The following is a 17,972-nucleotide window of genomic DNA, read 5'->3' as shown; positions in this document are numbered from 1 at the left end:
TAACATTTCTAGTGTATGATCCGTTTTGATACACGTTTTCATCATTATCAGCATTTTCTCTCAATAATTCTAGTTTGCCAACGTGTTCACCATCAACCAGAGCCTGTAAAACAGGCTTAGCAATATAATCAGTGATGTTTAATAGTTGCTTTCCGCTACTAGGACCAAATTGTTTTACAAATTCAACGATTAATTTTTGAATCTGTTTCATTTGTTCGTCTTTTGAATTCATTTTTGTTTACCGTTTATAAAATTATATTAACCTTTCTTTTTTGAGTTAATTAATTGTTTTACACAAAATTGAATTCGGTGCCAAACAACAAACTGAATGGCTGTTTTTATGGAAAAATATTGAATAATTCTCTATTTTTTTAAATATTCTAATTTGTATATTTGTTAATAAATTTAGATCTAAAAAACTATATTTGTTTTAGAAATAACTAATCATTTATTTTATCTATTATTTGGTTTTTAATAAAGATCGTATTAAAAAATTAAATTTATCCGCATTATGATTGTGCAGCAGGATCAGATGCTTGTGCTTCAGGTGCTTTTAATGTAAATACAAAGTTTCCAAAATTAGGAGCGTCACCACGGTTTTGTGTTCCCCCTGTAATAATGACTTTATTTAATCCTTTTTTTAATTTTAACGTTTTTACACTAAATGTTACCCCTCTAGAGTCAGCCGTTTGATTAGTTGTGCTGCTAGCAGAACTATCAAATTCTCTTAGGCTAGTATCTCAACTTCCATTTGATAACAGATTTGTAATTGTCATTACATTTTCATTAGTAGCAGTTCCATTGGCTACAGTTATTTTTAAATCTCTAGATTCACCAGTATTGTATATACCTTTTAGGTAATAATCGCCATCCTTAGGAGCGTTTACATACATCTTGTATGTTCTGCTATCACCCGTTTGGTTGGGAAATTTACGTTTATTAGGTTGGCTTGAATTATTTCCTCTATCTCTACTAGCCGGAGTTGTTCCACCAACATAACCAATTAAATAATAATCACCTGTTGATGATTCAACATTAGTTATTTGTGTATTAGCAAATTTAGCAATGTATGTAGAGTAGTTAGTTGCAAGAGAGTAACCTTTTAGCACATTAACAGTAATAGAATCTGGATTGTTTTGAGCAGGTTAGTTACCAAAAATACTGTTTAAAATGTTATTCTTATTTTCTTCAGTGTTGTATGAAGTAATATACATATTACCAATCATTGGCGCAACTTTGTTAGCTGGTGCACTGAATTCTATTTTGTTTGATCCAAAATTAAGATTTGATAAAGTTACTAATGCAACATTAATGTTATCAATTGTCGGAGTTAGATTTTCTCAAACAGGTGTGCTTGAGTTAGGTGTTGGATTACTAGAAACATCAGATTGATCTGATGAAACTAAAGAGATAGAAGATGAATGAGATTGTGTGTTAGTTGTTTGTGTTGTTGTAGTTTCAGATACAGAAGCAGGTGTGCTAAAAGTAATTTCGTGCGCATCACCATCATTTAATTTGTATTGTATACCAGGATGTTCTGTGGTTTTAGCTAACTTATAAGGGAATATAAGTAAGCGGTCGATGGTCCATAGTAATCAAATGTTAATGTGTATTTAACATTAGTTCCAGCTAAGCTGTAGATTCAAGATACATCTGATAACTGTAAACCTTCTTCACCTAAATCTACATTATCACGTTGTCAAATCTTTCTTTGAGCAAAATACCAATTAGGAAGAGCTGGTGTACTGTTACCACCAGTATTAAGATTTACGCTATAACCTACAAAGCCATAGTTTCATGGTTGTTGTTGATTATATGCTGAATCAACATCTGTTATTTTTTTCTTTTATGATTTTTTCTTACTGAATGTACTGTATTCATCAACATTTTGTATTTGAGTTTCTAAATTAGTTGTTTCAGTAGTGATTGCAGTATTAGCTTGAGTTAATTGTGAATCTTAAAGTTGTTCACCATCAGTTGGATCTAACGTTTTAGTTAATAGATCGTCTGCAGTTTTATACAACTTATTAAGATTAGCATTAATAGCTGCGTACTTATCATCTTTTACTTTTTCTAAAGATGCATATTTGGTTGCTAAAGTATCTTTTAATGCTTTATATGCTTCAACTAATTGTGCGTTTTGTGAATCAAATTTTGCTTTTTCATCATTAGCTGAACTAATTGCTGTTTGCAATTTAGCGATTGCAGTATTTAGTGTATCTATAGTTGCTTGAGTACTTTGGCTGGCTGTAGTTGCTTCATCATACACTTTAGATAAACTATCTTTGATCTTAGCATAATCATCATATGGAGTTAGCTGAGCTTGTCTTTGATCGATCAACTCAACTAGTTTAGCTTTAGTTGCTTGTAATGATAATCCATCATTAGACTTATTATCATTTAAACCATTTAGGTTCCAGGATTGCTATTTGAATCTACGACTGGTTGTGTTGAGTTTTTAGTACGATCATCATCTGAAACTTTTCTAACTAATCCTGTACAGCTTGAGATCGATAAACCAACAAGCGAACTAATCCCTAGTAGGCTGATTAATTTTAATAAATTATTCTTTTTCATCTTACGCTTTCAATTTCTCTATTTATGGTTATTTAATAATTAGTGATTAAAGATTTGTAACAATTTAGTGATAAAGCGTCATTTAGAAACTTGATATTAACTAAATAATCAAAAAATAATAATTTTTTATCTAATTTCGTTTACATAATGATTAAATAATCGTTTATAAACTTCATTGATTAATGAATTTATCCAGTGCGTGGATTTATAAACTGTAAGTAGATTATAAAATTAAGCTAAGAAAAATATAAGGGAGGCGGTGCGTTGTTTTAAAATTATGGCTAATCAAAATTTTTGTTTACTTTATAAGTAAAAGTCAATTATCAAGTCAAAAAAAATATTTTATTTTTAGCTAAATTAGTGTTTTATTGCAACAATCAATAAATTTCGTTTAATAGTAAACAATAAAAAATTAACGAATAGTCATAAAAAAACAAATAGATATTTATTCTATTTGATTTTTTATGATCTAAATTTCTTTTAAGATTTTTTTATTACTTGGTGAGTAATTGGTTGTTTAGTGTTAGATGAATTTTGTGCCGGTTTTTGTTGTGGCGGACTTGATACCACTGGTGGTTTGTTTACAGTTGGTAGCGGAGGGGTTGTTGATTTAGTTTTTGTTGGCGGAGGAGTTGGCTCGTGCACGATCGGTGCAGTGTTATTTTTAGCTGCTGGTTGTGCTTCAACTTGTTCAGCTTGAACTTCTTCTTCATAACCAACACCATCAGATACTACAACCATTGCATGACGTACAACACGATCGTATAACTTATAACCAGACTTCATTACTTTACATACGTGGTCAGCTGGATAATTTGGATCGCTTGCTTTATCTGAAGCACTCATGTATTTTTCATCAAACTTATCACCAGGTTTAATATCCATTCTGTGAATATTAATACTTGCTAACCAATTAATAAATGAGTTTAACACCATCTTAAAACCACTTACGTAGTTTTTAACTGCTGGGTCTAGTGAGGCAAATTCAAGTGCGATCTCTAATTGGTCAACGATGTTAATTGCTGAATCGATTGATTTTTCAATCGCATATTTTTTGGCGTTTTCAATCTCTTCTTTTTTACGCTTATCTAATTCTTCAATGCGATCGTTAATCTTTTGTTGGGCTTTTGTTTCAACTTCTTGAATCTTAGTTTTGAAGTTTTCATTTGTTAGTTCTAAACGTTGATTTAAACTTTCAATGAAACTGTTAATATTACTAATCGCACCTTCAATCTTGACAAACTCGTTATACATTAACTGATTAACGTTTTTAATCTTTTGGTTTTGACTCTTAGGGTTTTGAACGAAGTTTTTTAAATCTTCTAATGAAGATTTAATCTGAATATTTTCATTAGCTAAATTAACGTTATTAGCTTCAGGTGTTGAAGAACTTTCTTTAGCTACGCTTTCTGTGCTTGCTTCTTGTTGAACTACATCTTCTTTAACTTCGTTTTGTACTTCGTTATGTTTATTTTTGTGTTCTTGATTATTCATATTTTAGTCTTAGTTATTATTTTTTATTCGCCTTTTCACGAATCTTTTTAATATCATCTAGAGTTCTGATATCTTTAATCGTGTTTAAGACACGATTAAACGCTAATGTTTGTTGGTTTGACTTTTGTTCGTTGGCTGAATCAGATCCATTATTATCATTAGCTTGGAACGATCAGTTTTGTTGTTCTTGTTGCAACTCTTGTTGGTTGTACTTTAATTCTTTAATCTCACGTAGCGCTAACTTGTTAAAGTGTTCAACCTGAACGTTTGGTAGTTTAGCTGCTTCTTCTAAACTTAGTGAGCCATCATTGCTCTTCATGATATCAGCATACACTACTTGGATGATTAATGATCCCTTATCATAATGAGTTTTAGTTTCTAGATCATATCGTGCATCTAGACCCATATCTTTAATGATTACTTGATCACCTACTTTAGTACCAGGTGGTATTCTAACATTAATTAATTTATTAATTGTTGGTACTTTAATAATTCCTCCAATTGAAGCTAACATCGGATCAACTAAGGCCTTAACGTGAATGTCGTTATTCTTAATCACAAAGAAGTTAGATGGAATCACTTTAAACACAACTGTTAGATCACCCTTTAAGTTATTAGGGAAAATATGACCAAATCCAGGGTAGTTAACTGAGATATTTAATTGTGATGTGATTGGTAATTTAATGTCTAATGTAATTGCTTCATTTGTGTAAGATTTACCTAAACAATTCTTACATGCAATTCTGATTAGTTTACCATATTGGTTACATACCATACATGATTCAACATTACCTTCAACGTTACGGCAAGCTGGACATAGTTTGTATGGTTGACTTGAAGTTAGATCAATTCCCGTAGCTGAACAGTTGTTACATGGTGTGTGTCTAGTGTATTTAATACGCTTAATCGCATTGTTAAATAACAACACTTGATGAACTTCAACTTCTTTAACAACGTTAATCTCAGTTAATCTTTCGATCTGAATTAAGTTCGGTTCTTGATACTTAGTTCCAGTTGGTTGATTAACTGGTTCAGTCTCACTTAAGCGCTTTAATAATCTTGACTTAAAGTCAGATAAGTCATTGATCTTCTTAGCAAGATTCTTATTATTAGAACTATCGTTACCTTCCATTTTTGCACCTGTTTGCTTTCTTAATAACTTGATACGGAAATCATACATCTCTGCATTTGAGGTATGCATTGGTCGCACTGGTTGTTGTAGTGGATCATAATCAAATGTTTCATATTGTTCTTTATTATGATCGGGTTGTTTAATCAGATCATCACCTTCGATCTGATTTACTAATTGTTCATCAAAGTTTAGATTCGAACTAACGATTGTTGGTTGACTTATATTGATGAACTCTTTATTATCATCAGTTAGTTCATAATTTTGATCATCAGCAATGCTGATATTATCATGATTGTTTTCAATAATAATATCGTTGATCTGAGTTGTTTTTTCTTGTTCTTGACTTAACAACTCTTCGATTGATAAGTAAGCACCATCATCATGATCTTTAGTGGTTGATTTCTCTTGTGATGGTTGTTCACAAAATAGTTCTCTAAATTCAGCTTCTTTTTTAGTTTGTAGAACTTGTTGTTCTTGAAGTTTGGTTTTTGATTCAGTTTGAATCAAACTTTCTTCTTCTTGGATTGCTTGAATTACTTGATTTTCTTCTTGGTCTTTTTGATCTTTGCTTGAATCTTCTTTAACGTTTGCGTCTTTTTCTTCTTGGATTTTGTTTTCTTCTTGTGTACTGGAAAATTTGTCTTGTTGTGAACTTTCTTGTTCAGCAATCTCTAAAGTAGCTTGATTTTGAATGAGTTGTTCAAGATCATTAGCATCTTCTTGTTTATACCAATCTTTATCAGTTTGTGTTGGTTCACAAAGTTTGTATTCTTGTGCTCAGTCTTCGTTAGATTTTGGTGGCAGCTTTTCTTGGTTAACTTGAACTAATTCAAACTTAAGTTCTTCTAACTGATCAAGATTAATCTGAACTATGTCAGCTTTCTTAGTTGATTGATCTACAACTTCATTTGTAGGTTGATTAATATCTTGTTTTACTTCTTCAGTTTTAATTTGTGGAGCACTTACATGTTTTGTTGATTCAGAATTAAATTCAATCTCTTTAGTTTTGATTACTGAAGGCGGGGTAATCATTGAACTCTCATCGATTAGATCGTCTTTAACTAATTCTTCAGCAACTTCTTTTAGTTCTTCTTGGAACTGTTCAACTTCTTTAGTATTTAATTTTTCAGTTGGTTCAACTGCTTTAGTTTCACTTACTTCTTTAGTGGTGTCTTCAGTTTGTTTTGTAGCAGTTGCACTATTCTTAATTAAGAATGATAGATCTAATGAATTACGTCCAGCTGGCGATGGAGCAGCTTGCTTTGAGAAGTCAACAATCTCTGGCATATTTGACTCAACAAAGGCATCATCGATTATTTGTTCTTCTTCTTTTTCTTCAACATTTTCTTCTTCAGCTGATTGATCATCTGTTGGGATTGAAGAGGCTGATTCGCTAAGTTCGGTTGTTGAAGTAGTTTCAACTGTAGGTTGATCTTGCATTACTTTTAGTAATTGTTTTAGATCGATGTTTGAAGTCGATTCAACTTGTGCTGTAGCTTCTGGTTGTGGCTGTTCTGTTTTTTGTTCAACCGTTGGTTCTTCTTGTTTAGCTACTTCTTGTTCTGTTGGCTGTGTCTTATCTTCTTCTTGTTTATCTGTAACTTCTTCTTGTTTATCTAAATCAGATGTAAATGATGATTCTTCGGTTTTAATTACATAATCATCATCCACTGATTCTGTTGATAGGTCTTCTTTCGTTTGAGAAGTTGGTGAATCGTTTGATTCTTCTTGAGTTTTACTATCTTTAGTTTCTTCTTGAGTATCATCATCAACTCCGCGAGTTGATACAAAGTTATCATCATCATCGAAATAACCTTCTCAGATTCAGTCATTATTCTCATCATAGTGACCATAATCAGGATTACCAATGAATCGCGTTCAAGAAAGATCTTCTGATTCTTCTTGAGCTGGTTGAGTTTCTTGTTCATCAGAAGATTTCTTATCATCATCTAGATCTGAAGTGAATGATGGTTGTTCATCTTGATCATCATCAAGCCCTGCGGTGAATGAAGGAGCTTTTTCTTCTTGATCATCTTCATCATCAAGACCTGATGTAAATGATGGTTCTTTATGATCATCAAATAGTTTTTCATCATCACTACCAACAGAAGAGCTACTTATTACTTCATCATCGTTTAAACTATCATCAAATAGTTTGGTTTTGCTTGCTGAACTTTGACCAAAGCCAACATCGATGATCTCAGGTTCAGTTTCAATCGTTTTTGAAGCTTCTTTTGATTTTGCTCAAAAACCACCTTTTTTGTCTTTCTTCTTCTTTTTCTTTTTTCTTGAGAATTCGTCATCATCATCCAGCCAGTCATCATCAAATGAGATGTCATCGAATTCGTCAGCAGCATTAATCGTTTCAAAGAAAGAATTAAAAATGTTCGGATCAAAATCTAGATCATCTTCACGATCTAGACCATCATGTCCGTGTTTATCATATCTTCCTTTCTTCTCAGGGTTAGATAGAACTTCGTACGCTTCGTTTATTTCTCTGAAAAGACTTTCAGCGTTTTCATCATCCTTGTTTGTATCAGGATGGTATTTTTTAGCCAGCTTTCTAAACGCGCGTTTTATCTGTTGCTCATCTGCGTCCCTGTCTATTTGTAATACTTCGTAATAATCGCGTTTTTCTGCCATAAAACCTTCATTTTCAATCCACTAAAGATTAGTAAAATGCTATATACTTTCTCTTTATTATAACTAATAAAAATATTATAAATTCTAATATTATTTAATTTAGTTTAGATATAAAATCCTTAATAAAGTAATAATACAATTCTTTATTCATTAAATGTGGTAAGTGGGCTGCTTCATCAATAATTCTGGTTGTAAGTTTATTAGTATATTGACTAATATACTTAATTGTTTTGGTTGGTGGAATTACTAGATCATTTTCACCAAAAATTAGCAACACCGGTTTGTCATTTAGTGTTTTATATGAACAGTCTAGTAAACTTTTAGATTTTGGCGAGATTAGATTTAAGAACAATGGAATCTTTTCTTTGTTGTTTTTATAGATTTTTTTAACCCAACCAAATAATGAGATCTGATCTGTTAGTTCATCTTCTTTCTTAAGTTGACTTAAGAAAGATTTGGGAACAAACGATTTAAACGATTCAAAGATTCGTTTTTTATCAAGCGAGAAGATCGCTGGGTTTAATGGCGCTTCTAAAACTAAAGCTTTTATCTTTTGTGGAATTAAGTAGTTAACCACGCTACAAACACCACCACCCATTGAATGTCCAATTAAGATCACATTATCTAGTTGTTTTTGGTTGATAAAATCTACCACAAGATCGGCAAAATAATCTAATTTTAATTGGGGTTTATCTTCAGCATTCTCGTCCAAACGATTCTCACCATGACCAGGTAGATCAAAAGAATAATAATTGATCTTTTCTTGGTTTAATCTAGTAAAAATCTCAGAATGTCGAGCGTGAGAAGAGCTAAAACCATGAACAAAAACAGCATTGTATTTATGCTGTTTTTTCTTTAATTCGTGTGCGAAGAATGAATTAATTAAATTGTCCATGATTTGTTTTTATAAAACTCTTATTATTATAAAGTGTTTAATTAATCGCGTTGTTAGGGGTGATTTTAATAGATAAATTCTTAGTATAATTTGCTCATAATTATTTTTAGGTCTAAAAATACCTTAGATATAACAGATTCTATTTGATAAAAAAATCTGTTTTTATGGTTTTGTATTGATAAGGATTATTTAAACAAACAATAGCTGAAAATATTTAAACTAAGCAATAAAAAAACAGCATAAAAATTTGCTGTTTTAACTAACTAAAATAATGAATTACCCTAAATATCTTATTTATCTGAATCAAAAACTAGTTGGATTTTTTTAGTGGTGTATTTTTTGTTGTTATTCACTTCTTTGGTGTTATCTTTGTTTTTCATAACCACACTATTGTAGTCATCACCAAAATCTTGATCGATAAAATTAAAATTAAGATCATCTAGTTCATCATCAAGTTCAACTGGTTTTTGATAACGCTTAATAATACTTGGCTTGTGAACTTTTTCTTTGTTAATGGTTTTATCAACTTTAACTAGTTCAGTTGGGCGTTGGAAATGTTTATCAATTGAAGCTAGGATCTTTTTATCTTCTTCTAAAGATTGGTTTAGATCAGACAAACTAAATGATTTTAAGATCTTTTTGGTTGCTGATCCTTCTTCATTTTGGTAAGGTTCATAGATTACTTCACCAGTAAGATTAATATAATCTTTTGTTAAACTATTTAGTTTTTCTTCTAAATAAGGATCTTTAAATGAATTGTTTAATTCAAAATCCTGGTAGTGCTTATTAGCAATCTCGCGAGTTTTTTCAGTAGTGATATTTGGAATTGAATCAGATGTTGCTTTTAATAAAGCGATATCACGTTTAAGATCAGTTAATTCTTTATCCTTATTGTTTGCTGCTAAGAATAGTTCGTTAATTCTTAATTGGTTAGCATGAGTAGTTTCAGCCATGATCTTAATTTGGGATAATAACTGTGTTAGAATCTGATCTTTTTTAACTAGCCGCGCTTCTAGTTCGTGGGTGATCTTAGTGGATAGTTGTTTAATCTTGTTATCAAAGCCTTCTTTTAGATTAACTAACTCTTGTTTTTCAATTTGTTTTTTTTGTTCAATTTGTTTTTGGTTAATTAATTCCTTGTACTGATTAGCTTGTTCATAAGCTTGCTTAATAATAGCTTCAGCTTGACTATTAGCTTTAGCTATAATCTCTTCTTTTTGCTTTTCAAGATTTAGTTTTTCTAAATCCATCTCTTGCTTATGTGTTTGAATTGCATCTTGAATATTATTGTTGATTAATTCAATTTCGATCTGACGGTGGTTTAGTGCTTCATTTAGTTCGTTTAGTTGTCTTGATCTTTCTTCTAATTGTTTTTTGTACTGATCAAGTTTTTCAATGTTTGATAAATAATGTTCTTGAACATCCTTCATCGCTAAACGTGTTAGTTCAGTAAAGTTAGTATTAACACTATCAGTTTGAATCTTAGTTTGTGCTGGTTCAATCTGATCAAAGTCAACTGATTTAGTCGCTTCAATAATTTCTTGATTGGTAATCTCTTCTAACTTATCATCATAATTGATCGTTTTTTTAGTTACTAACTCTTCTGGTAAACTAGTTTTCTCAACTAACTTACTTTGATCAATAATCATTTCTGATTCAATTCGTTTAACACTTGAATCATCTTCATCATCGAATTTAGCATTCATCACTTCACTAGTTGAAGGTAGATCACGTGTTGGTTGATCATCTGGTTGATGATCATCTAATAAATTGGTAAGATCAACTTGTCTTTCTTCAATCGGTTGATCAGTAAGTTCGAAACTATAATCACTGTTATTTCGAGTAATTATAAAATCATCGTCTTCTTTAGATGTTTTGGTAATAATATCAGTTTTTTCATTAACCAATTCATCAATTGGTTTACTACTGAATGTTTGAGAACTCTTTTTGTTATCAGATTGTTCATCATCTTGATCATTATCATGATGATTGATGTATGAACTTAGATTTTTAGTAAACGCCTGAATTAAATGATCATCATTATTCTTACTTAGTTCATCTTGATCATCATAATCTTCACCAACAAAACGGGTCTTATCGTTATTTTTGGGATAATTTTTAGTTGATTCTGAACTAAAATATTTTGAGCGGTGGATTTCAAAATTTAGATCTTCTTCATCATCATCTTGATGATTAGTCATTGCCAGATCATCATTAATGGCTTTTTTATTTATTGGTTTATCTTGCTTGTTCCAATTATCATAATCACTAATCACGTCATCCAAAAAGTTAAGTTCATCATCGTGATTATTCTTCTTATTACTTGATGGTTCATCATCAAGTCCTAAGTCTTTAATAATATCCAGATCAAACTCATTAAGGTTAATCTTAGCTCGATCTTGAGGTTGGCGTTGATTAAAGTAGAACCGGTTACGTTTATTATTATTTTTATTATCCATCGCTATTTACAGGGTTAATTATTATATTTTAATAAATAAAAAAGCCATTACACACAATTAAGATACTTAATGCTGCTTCATTTCTGACCTGACATGGTTTGTGTTAATTGTTGTAATGACAGTTTATTTTAATATAACTATTATTTAAAGTCACTAATTTCTTTATCTAATAGCGCTTTCTTTTTCTTGTTTTGTTTTTTTTCTTTGATCTTTTTAGTTACTTCTGAGAACTGTTTAGCCCATTGAGAATCTAGTGCATCATCTTCATCAATATATTCGATAATCTTACCGTGACTAGGAGCGTTTTTAGGCAATTCAATTGGTTCATTTTTTATTGCTTTAGAACGTTTGTAAGTAGCATTAACTTGATCAATAGCTTTATTTAAGTCAATTATCTTTTGGTTGGTCTTATCATCGTTGCTAGTTTGTAAGATCTTTTGTAATGATGATTGCGAAGCATTAATCTTATCAAGTTGCTCTGAGATTGATTTTGAAACAGATAATAAATGATCGTTGTCGTTATATTTTTTAACTAACAAGTTATTTAATTTATCTAGATCATTGTTTTCAGCTGTTAACATTTCGACTTTAGCTTCTAACTCTTTTGATTTTTCTTGTTCGAATTTGATCGCTTCATTAAGCTCACGATTTGTATAGATCACTAAATCATACTCAGACTTAATGCGTTCAAGTTCGTTTGTTGTTAGTTTAGCAGTTTCTTCAGCCTGAATTAAAGCGTTTTTCATCACTTCAACTTTAGTTTCGTTCGCAATTAAGATCTTATCAACTTCATTTTTATGTTTTTCATAAGTGCGACCAACAGTATCTTCATACTGTTTAACTTGTTCTTTTAGTTTAGTTTCTAACTGATTAAACTTAACCTTAACACCCTCTTTAATTCCATCATTAATTAGTTGGTTAACGATCTCAGGTTGATCTTTAATGAATTTTTTAAATTCATCATCTTTGTGTTTTAGTTTAGTTCTTAACTGGTTAAGTAGATAGTCTTTTTCTTTAATCTTAGTTTTTAATTCAAAAGATAATACTTCGTAGTTTCTTAATACTTTTCTAATCTTTTCAAGCTCTTCATAAAAATCTTTAGTTCTTAGTGCGATCTTATTTTCACTAGCAACATCGCGCTCGTAGATCTCATTAATTAATTTATTATTGTCTTCTTTAAGTTCAGCCAACTTTTCTTTTAACTTGTTGTAATAATCTGAAACTTTTTCTAGCTTGCGATCATAAAAACCCTTAATGTTATTTACTTCTTCATCAAAAATCTTCTTGGTTTCTTCTTGGTTTTTAACCAACTCTTCTTGGTGTTTATTTTTGATCGCTTCAATCTCTTTGTAGTATTTTAGTTCTAAATCTTTTTTAGTAGCTTCGTACTCTGATACGGTTACAATGTGATCAAAATGTTTTGATCTACCATTTTGAATAAATTCGTTTTGTTCGTTTAAAAACGCAATACGTTCTTTTTCAAGCTCAGCTTTTTGTTTAGCTAGCTCTGCTTTTTCCAATTCTAAATTAGTAAAATCCTTATTAAGAATTAACTTATCTAATTCTCTTTGTAATGGTTGTGCCAACTTGTAGTTCTTAATGAATTTATGTAAGTGTTCTAACCATAAATCATCAGACATATTATTGCGTTTAGCTCGCAGATAGCTTCTTCTAGCACTTTCTAAGAAGTCATGTAAATCATATTCAGAAGCTTCTGGATGTTGCGCTAAAAAAGTGCTGGTACAATACTCAGCTTTGTAATTATAAAAATCTTGAAGAATCTGTTCTTTTGAACTTTCGTCAAAACTAAAATCTTTATCAGTATTAGACATTAAAAACTAAAATTTTATATAAAATATAAATATCTAAATTATTATATTATATTTAAATATAAATGAAGATATATGACCTAATCGTTTTAGGCGCTGGAACAAGTGGAATGTATTGCGCTAGTTATGGTGCTATGAAGGGGTTAAGCTGTTTAGTTATTGAAATGACTAATCAGATCGGTGGTCAGCCTGCACACATTTATCCCTTTAAAAAGATATTTGATTTCCCTGGAGCTAATGGTATTTTAGCTAAGGATTTTGTTAATCAGTTATACCAACAACAAAAATCCTATATCGATCAGGGATTAATTACTTATTTATTAAGTACTACTGTTAAAGAACAAGTTTATTTAGATGACCAAAAACTATTTGAAGTTAAGTTATCTAATGATGAGATCATTAAAGCTAAAAAGATTATCTTAGCTACAGGTAATGGTGGTTTTGAACCAATTAAGTTAAAAGACGAATTGGTTCAAAATCAAGATATGAACAGCGTTCATTATCATATTAAGGATATGATGTTATATCACAATAAACGTTTATGTTTTTTAGGTGGTGGTGATAGCGCGGTTGAACTAATCAACCAGTTAGCAGATCTAAAAATTGCTAAATCTTTATCGATCATTCACCGCAAGCATAAATACCGTGCAGTTCAATCATTAGTTGATCAGATCAATAAAAAACCAATTAACCAATATCTAGATCAAACAATAGAAACAATTCAAGATAATAAGATTGTTTTCAAACACAATGAAAGTGAAGAAAAAACGCATTTAGATTTTGATTATCTGATCGTGCAATATGGATTAAAACCATTAAAAGCTGTCTATTGTTTTGATCATTTAGAACAAGATCTAAATAACAATTTTGTGGTGAACTATCATCACCAAACATCAGATCCTAATATTTACGCAATTGGTTTAGCAAGTAACTTTAGCAAGCGTCCTAATTTGATTTTATCAGGGATGTATGAAGCTACTGTAGCGATCAAACATATCAATGATACGCTCAACCCTTATGTTAGGGCAACTGACTACTTACTTAAAGATTAAGTTTGATGATTAGATCAGATATCCATAAGAAAATATAATAATGTTCGGAGGATTATGTTTAATAAGATAAAAGTATATAGTGAGATCGGAAGACTAAGAAAAGTTTTAGTTCACACTCCAGGTAAAGAGTTAGAATACGTAACTCCACAAAGATTAGATGAACTGTTGTTTAGTTCTTTACTTAATCCAGTTAAAGCAAGACAAGAACACGAAGCATTTATTAAGATCTTGCAAGATCAAGGCGTAGAATGTGTGCAGTTAACAACATTAACAGCACAAACGTTTCAATCAGCAACTTCAGAAGTAAAAGAAAAATTCATTAACCGTTGGTTAGATGAATGTTTACCAAAATTATCAGATGATAATCGTATTAAAGTCTATGCTTACTTAAAAGATCTATCATCTGATCCCGAAGTGATGATTCGCAAGATGATGTCTGGTATTCTTGCTAAAGAAGTGAATGTTCAATCTGATGTTGAACTAATTGCAGACCCAATGCCAAATCTGTATTTCACTCGCGACCCGTTTGCAAGTATTGGTAAAGGGGTAACATTACATTCGATGTTTCATCCTACTAGAAAACGCGAAACGATCTTTGCTGATTTTGTTTTTTCACATCATCCAGAATACAAACAAACACCAAAATATTATTCACGTCTAAATGAATATAGTATTGAAGGTGGTGACCTTTTTGTGTATGATGATAAAACCTTAGTTATTGGGGTATCTGAACGCACCGAAAAGAAAGCAATACAATTTTTAGCTGAAAAACTACGTGAAAATTATGAAACCACTTTCGAAAAAATCTATGCTATCAACGTGCCTAAGATGAGCAATCTAATGCACTTAGATACTTGATTAACGATGCTAGATTATGATAAATTCTTATACTCACCTAATATGATGGGCGTGTTGAAGATTTGAGAGATTGATCTAACTCACGAACAACTAAGTTGGAGAGAGTTAAACGAATCTTTAGAAGAGTTCTTATCAATGGTAATTGGCAAGAAGGCAACTACAATTCCAGTAGCAGGAGAAGATTCAACTCAGATCGAAATTGATGTTGAGACCAACTTTGATGCAACTAACTTCTTGGTAATACAACCTGGTGTGGTTGTTGGTTATGATCGAAACTATAAGACCAACCAAGCATTAGTTAATGCTGGAATCAAGGTCTTAAGTTGGAATGGTGATCAACTATCATTAGGAATGGGAAGTGCTCGTTGTATGAGCATGCCGCTGTATCGCGATCCAATTAAAAAGGGGTAAATCCCCTTTTTTTTATTTTCTAATTATTAATTCAAACACGGTATTTTAATTTGATTTATAAGCATTTTTTAATTTCCGTGTTATTTTTATACACTTTTTTTATTTTTATATAAAATAAAATTTATTTTGTTTTAAAATTGATATAGGTCTTAAATTAATATAGAAAGGAATTATATGAAGTCTATCAATTTACCTAAAGAGATGAAGGCGTTGGTGTTCAAGGCAAAAAACCATTTAGAAATAATCAAGAAACCAATTCCTGTTGTTGGCCCAAATGATCTATTAATCAAAGTAACAACTACTACAATCTGTGGAACAGACATCCACATTAAGAAAGCTGAATACCCAGTTAAGCCTAACTTAACAATTGGTCACGAAGCTGTTGGTACAGTAGCTGCATTCGGAGAAAACGTTAAAGGATTTGAACTTGGTGAAAGAGTGTTAGCAGGTGCGATTACTCCTTCAGGTTCAGCAGCTGCATGTCAATATGGTCAATCAAGTCAAGACGGTGTTGGTACAGCTTTTGGTTACAAAGCTACTGGTGGATGAAAATTTGGTAACTTAGAAGATGGTTGTCAAGCTGAATTCGTTTTAGTTAAGGATGCTATGGCTAACGTTGCTAAAGTACCTTCTAACTTAACTGATGAACAAGTAATTCTATGTCCTGATATTTTATCAACTGGAATTAAAGGATCTGAGAACGCTGAAATTAAATTAGGTGATACTGTTGTACTTATTGCTCAAGGTCCAATTGGTCTATGTGCAACAATTGGTGCTAAATTATTAGGTGCTGCTACCATTATTGCGATCGATGGTGATGAAAACCGCTTAAAGATGGCTAAAGAATATGGTGCTACTCACACAATTAACTTCACAAAAGTAGATCCACTTAAAGAAATCGAAAAAATTACTCATGGTCGCATGGCTGATGCTTCAGTTGAATGTTTAGGTACAAACGGAACATTCCAAACATCATTGAAAGTATTAAGACCAGGTGGTGTATTATCATCAATCGGAGTATATTCAGATGATTTAGTAATTCCAATGCAATATTTTGCTGCTGGACTTGGTGATCATACAATCAAGACATCTTTATGTCCTGGTGGATCTGAAAGAATGAGAAGATTAATGAAGTTAATCGAAGAAAAGAGAATCGATGTAACTAAGTTAGTAACTCACAAATATAAATTTGATGATATTTTAAAAGCTTACGAACTATTCGAAAAGAGAGAAGACGGAGTTTTAAAAATCGCAATCAAGTTCTAATTATTTTAGACACGAGGGTTACAAATTTAATTTGGACACGAAATTGGTCAAACCAATTCGTGTTTTTTTAAATACGATAAAAGCTAGTAATATTTATAAATATGAACTTGCTTAATCATCACAAAAATCAAGTTAACACGAATTTTATCAACCTTGTGTTTGATGTATGAACTTGATAATTCTTCATTTTTAGATCAAACAAATTTAAGTCATAGACCTTTTATTTACGCTTTAATAAAAACAAATAAGCAATTAAAAAAATATTTTCTTCTTTTGTTCATAAAAATACATAGCTTTAACGGAGGACATAATGAAGAAATTAACTATAAGTGATAAAAATAAACTTCATGGCGGATTTGTTGCTAATGCTATTGCTACTGGAACACTAATCGGCCAGATGTTTCTTAGTTCAATTAGCAAAACTGCTGTTACTATAAGCAATATCATCAATGATAGCAAAAATCATCCTGATCCTAATGGATATTTTGTAGAAGTTTCTAACCAAGCTGCGCAAAAACCGGTTTATTCTAGTTTTGCTAGTTCAAGAGCGCGTTATTCATTTCTTAGCCCGTATGCTTCAGCAATCTATACAGGTTTTTAATAATTAAGCATGCCAAGAAAAGCATCAACTACTAGTAGTAAGAAAACTACTACAAAAAGATCGACTAAAGCAAATAAAACTTCTAGTGAAGAATTGTCGGGCGTTGAACCTTTAGCGACCCAAGAAAAAGTTGTTGCTAGTTCAACAACAAAAAGAACTAGAAATAAAAAAGTGAAAAGCGAAGTTGATCTTGATTCAACCACATTAAAACAATTACTTGGTGGAATGGATGATGATATAGGTTTTGGATTATCTAATTTAGCTTTTAATGGAGATATCCATGATATAAAAGCAGCTGCTACCGAATTAAATTCATCAAAAGCTAAAACTACTAGAATTAGCACTAAATCTACAAAAAAAGTAAAAAATACAAAACTTAGTACTAGTTTATGAAAGCTAGGTTTAGCTGCTAATGTTGGTGGTGATTCAATATCATCAGCAATTGAAGATTTTTATAATATTTACAAACAAAACACAACAAAACCACCATTGGGGTATGCCGATGCAATTGATAACTCAATTTTTGGGCAATATCAAAATCGTGATGGTGGTTTTAAGTATATGAACAATTGGACAAGTATTTATAAAAACTACAACGAACCAGATACCAAAGTTACAACATTAGAAATTCACAACAAGTATTTGAAACTCTTTGATAATTAACTAAACAGACCATTTTTATTTTATTCTTATTCGTATTTTTTAAGTGTTTAGCAATTATTTAGTCAAAACGACCACTCTTAATAATCAGGCAG

At 31.1% G+C, this 17,972-nt stretch carries 12 protein-coding genes, 1 other RNA gene and 2 pseudogenes; 5 read left to right on the top strand and 10 right to left on the bottom strand.

Annotated elements, in window-relative coordinates:
• The 10 genes and pseudogenes from P690_RS03970 to P690_RS0101935 all read right to left on the bottom strand — a co-directional run.
• Positions 1-232: pseudogene (locus tag P690_RS03970) on the bottom strand (IS256 family transposase); the annotation flags it as partial.
• Positions 233-509: 277 nt separating this feature from the next.
• Positions 510-1,837 (bottom strand): annotated as a pseudogene (locus P690_RS04500) (hypothetical protein).
• A 120-nt stretch (positions 1,838-1,957) separates the two neighbouring features.
• Positions 1,958-2,371, bottom strand: coding sequence for a hypothetical protein (locus tag P690_RS0101965; RefSeq protein ID WP_334199078.1), 414 nt, complete (start codon positions 2,369-2,371; stop codon positions 1,958-1,960).
• 38 nt (positions 2,372-2,409) lie between these two features.
• Positions 2,410-2,577, bottom strand: coding sequence for a hypothetical protein (locus P690_RS04360; RefSeq protein ID WP_156920498.1), 168 nt, complete (start codon positions 2,575-2,577; stop codon positions 2,410-2,412).
• A 480-nt stretch (positions 2,578-3,057) separates the two neighbouring features.
• Positions 3,058-4,071 (bottom strand): nucleotide exchange factor GrpE, encoded by a 1,014-nt coding sequence (locus tag P690_RS0101955; protein ID WP_027122118.1) that lies wholly within the window; start codon positions 4,069-4,071, stop codon positions 3,058-3,060.
• Between the two features lie 16 nt (positions 4,072-4,087).
• Entirely contained in the window at positions 4,088-7,846 is a 3,759-nt protein-coding gene (gene topJ, locus P690_RS0101950) for a terminal organelle assembly protein TopJ (RefSeq protein ID WP_036459534.1), read from the bottom strand.
• Positions 7,847-7,940: 94 nt separating this feature from the next.
• Complete coding sequence (locus tag P690_RS0101945; protein WP_027122116.1) at positions 7,941-8,741, bottom strand: alpha/beta fold hydrolase; 801 nt, start codon at positions 8,739-8,741, stop codon at positions 7,941-7,943.
• A gap of 290 nt (positions 8,742-9,031) precedes the next feature.
• Positions 9,032-11,200 (bottom strand): hypothetical protein, encoded by a 2,169-nt coding sequence (locus P690_RS0101940; RefSeq protein ID WP_027122115.1) that lies wholly within the window; start codon positions 11,198-11,200, stop codon positions 9,032-9,034.
• A 37-nt stretch (positions 11,201-11,237) separates the two neighbouring features.
• An RNA gene (gene ffs, locus P690_RS04245) (signal recognition particle sRNA small type) lies at positions 11,238-11,323 on the bottom strand.
• Positions 11,324-11,340: 17 nt separating this feature from the next.
• Complete coding sequence (locus P690_RS0101935) at positions 11,341-13,032, bottom strand: hypothetical protein (RefSeq protein WP_245576667.1); 1,692 nt, start codon at positions 13,030-13,032, stop codon at positions 11,341-11,343.
• Positions 13,033-13,094: 62 nt separating this feature from the next.
• Here P690_RS0101935 and P690_RS0101930 point away from each other — a divergent pair, with 62 nt between their 5' ends.
• The 5 genes from P690_RS0101930 to P690_RS0101910 all read left to right on the top strand — a co-directional run bounded on the left by P690_RS0101930 (position 13,095) and on the right by P690_RS0101910 (position 17,880).
• Positions 13,095-14,081, top strand: a complete 987-nt coding sequence (locus tag P690_RS0101930) for an NAD(P)/FAD-dependent oxidoreductase (protein WP_027122113.1) — start codon at positions 13,095-13,097, stop codon at positions 14,079-14,081.
• Between the two features lie 54 nt (positions 14,082-14,135).
• A complete protein-coding gene (locus P690_RS0101925; protein WP_027122112.1) occupies positions 14,136-15,350 on the top strand; it encodes an arginine deiminase in 1,215 nt (404 codons plus the stop codon).
• Between the two features lie 174 nt (positions 15,351-15,524).
• On the top strand, positions 15,525-16,616 hold the full coding sequence (locus tag P690_RS0101920; RefSeq protein ID WP_027122111.1) for a zinc-binding dehydrogenase: 1,092 nt from the start codon (positions 15,525-15,527) through the stop codon (positions 16,614-16,616).
• A 310-nt stretch (positions 16,617-16,926) separates the two neighbouring features.
• Complete coding sequence (locus P690_RS0101915) at positions 16,927-17,217, top strand: hypothetical protein (RefSeq protein ID WP_027122110.1); 291 nt, start codon at positions 16,927-16,929, stop codon at positions 17,215-17,217.
• A gap of 9 nt (positions 17,218-17,226) precedes the next feature.
• Complete coding sequence (locus P690_RS0101910; RefSeq protein WP_027122109.1) at positions 17,227-17,880, top strand: hypothetical protein; 654 nt, start codon at positions 17,227-17,229, stop codon at positions 17,878-17,880.
• Positions 17,881-17,972: the final 92 nt, after the last annotated feature.

This window comes from Mycoplasma imitans ATCC 51306 (assembly GCF_000518305.1).
GTDB classification, from domain to species: domain Bacteria; phylum Bacillota_I; class Bacilli_A; order Mycoplasmatales; family Mycoplasmoidaceae; genus Mycoplasmoides; species Mycoplasmoides imitans.
This window is presented reverse-complemented; position numbering and strand designations above follow the sequence as displayed.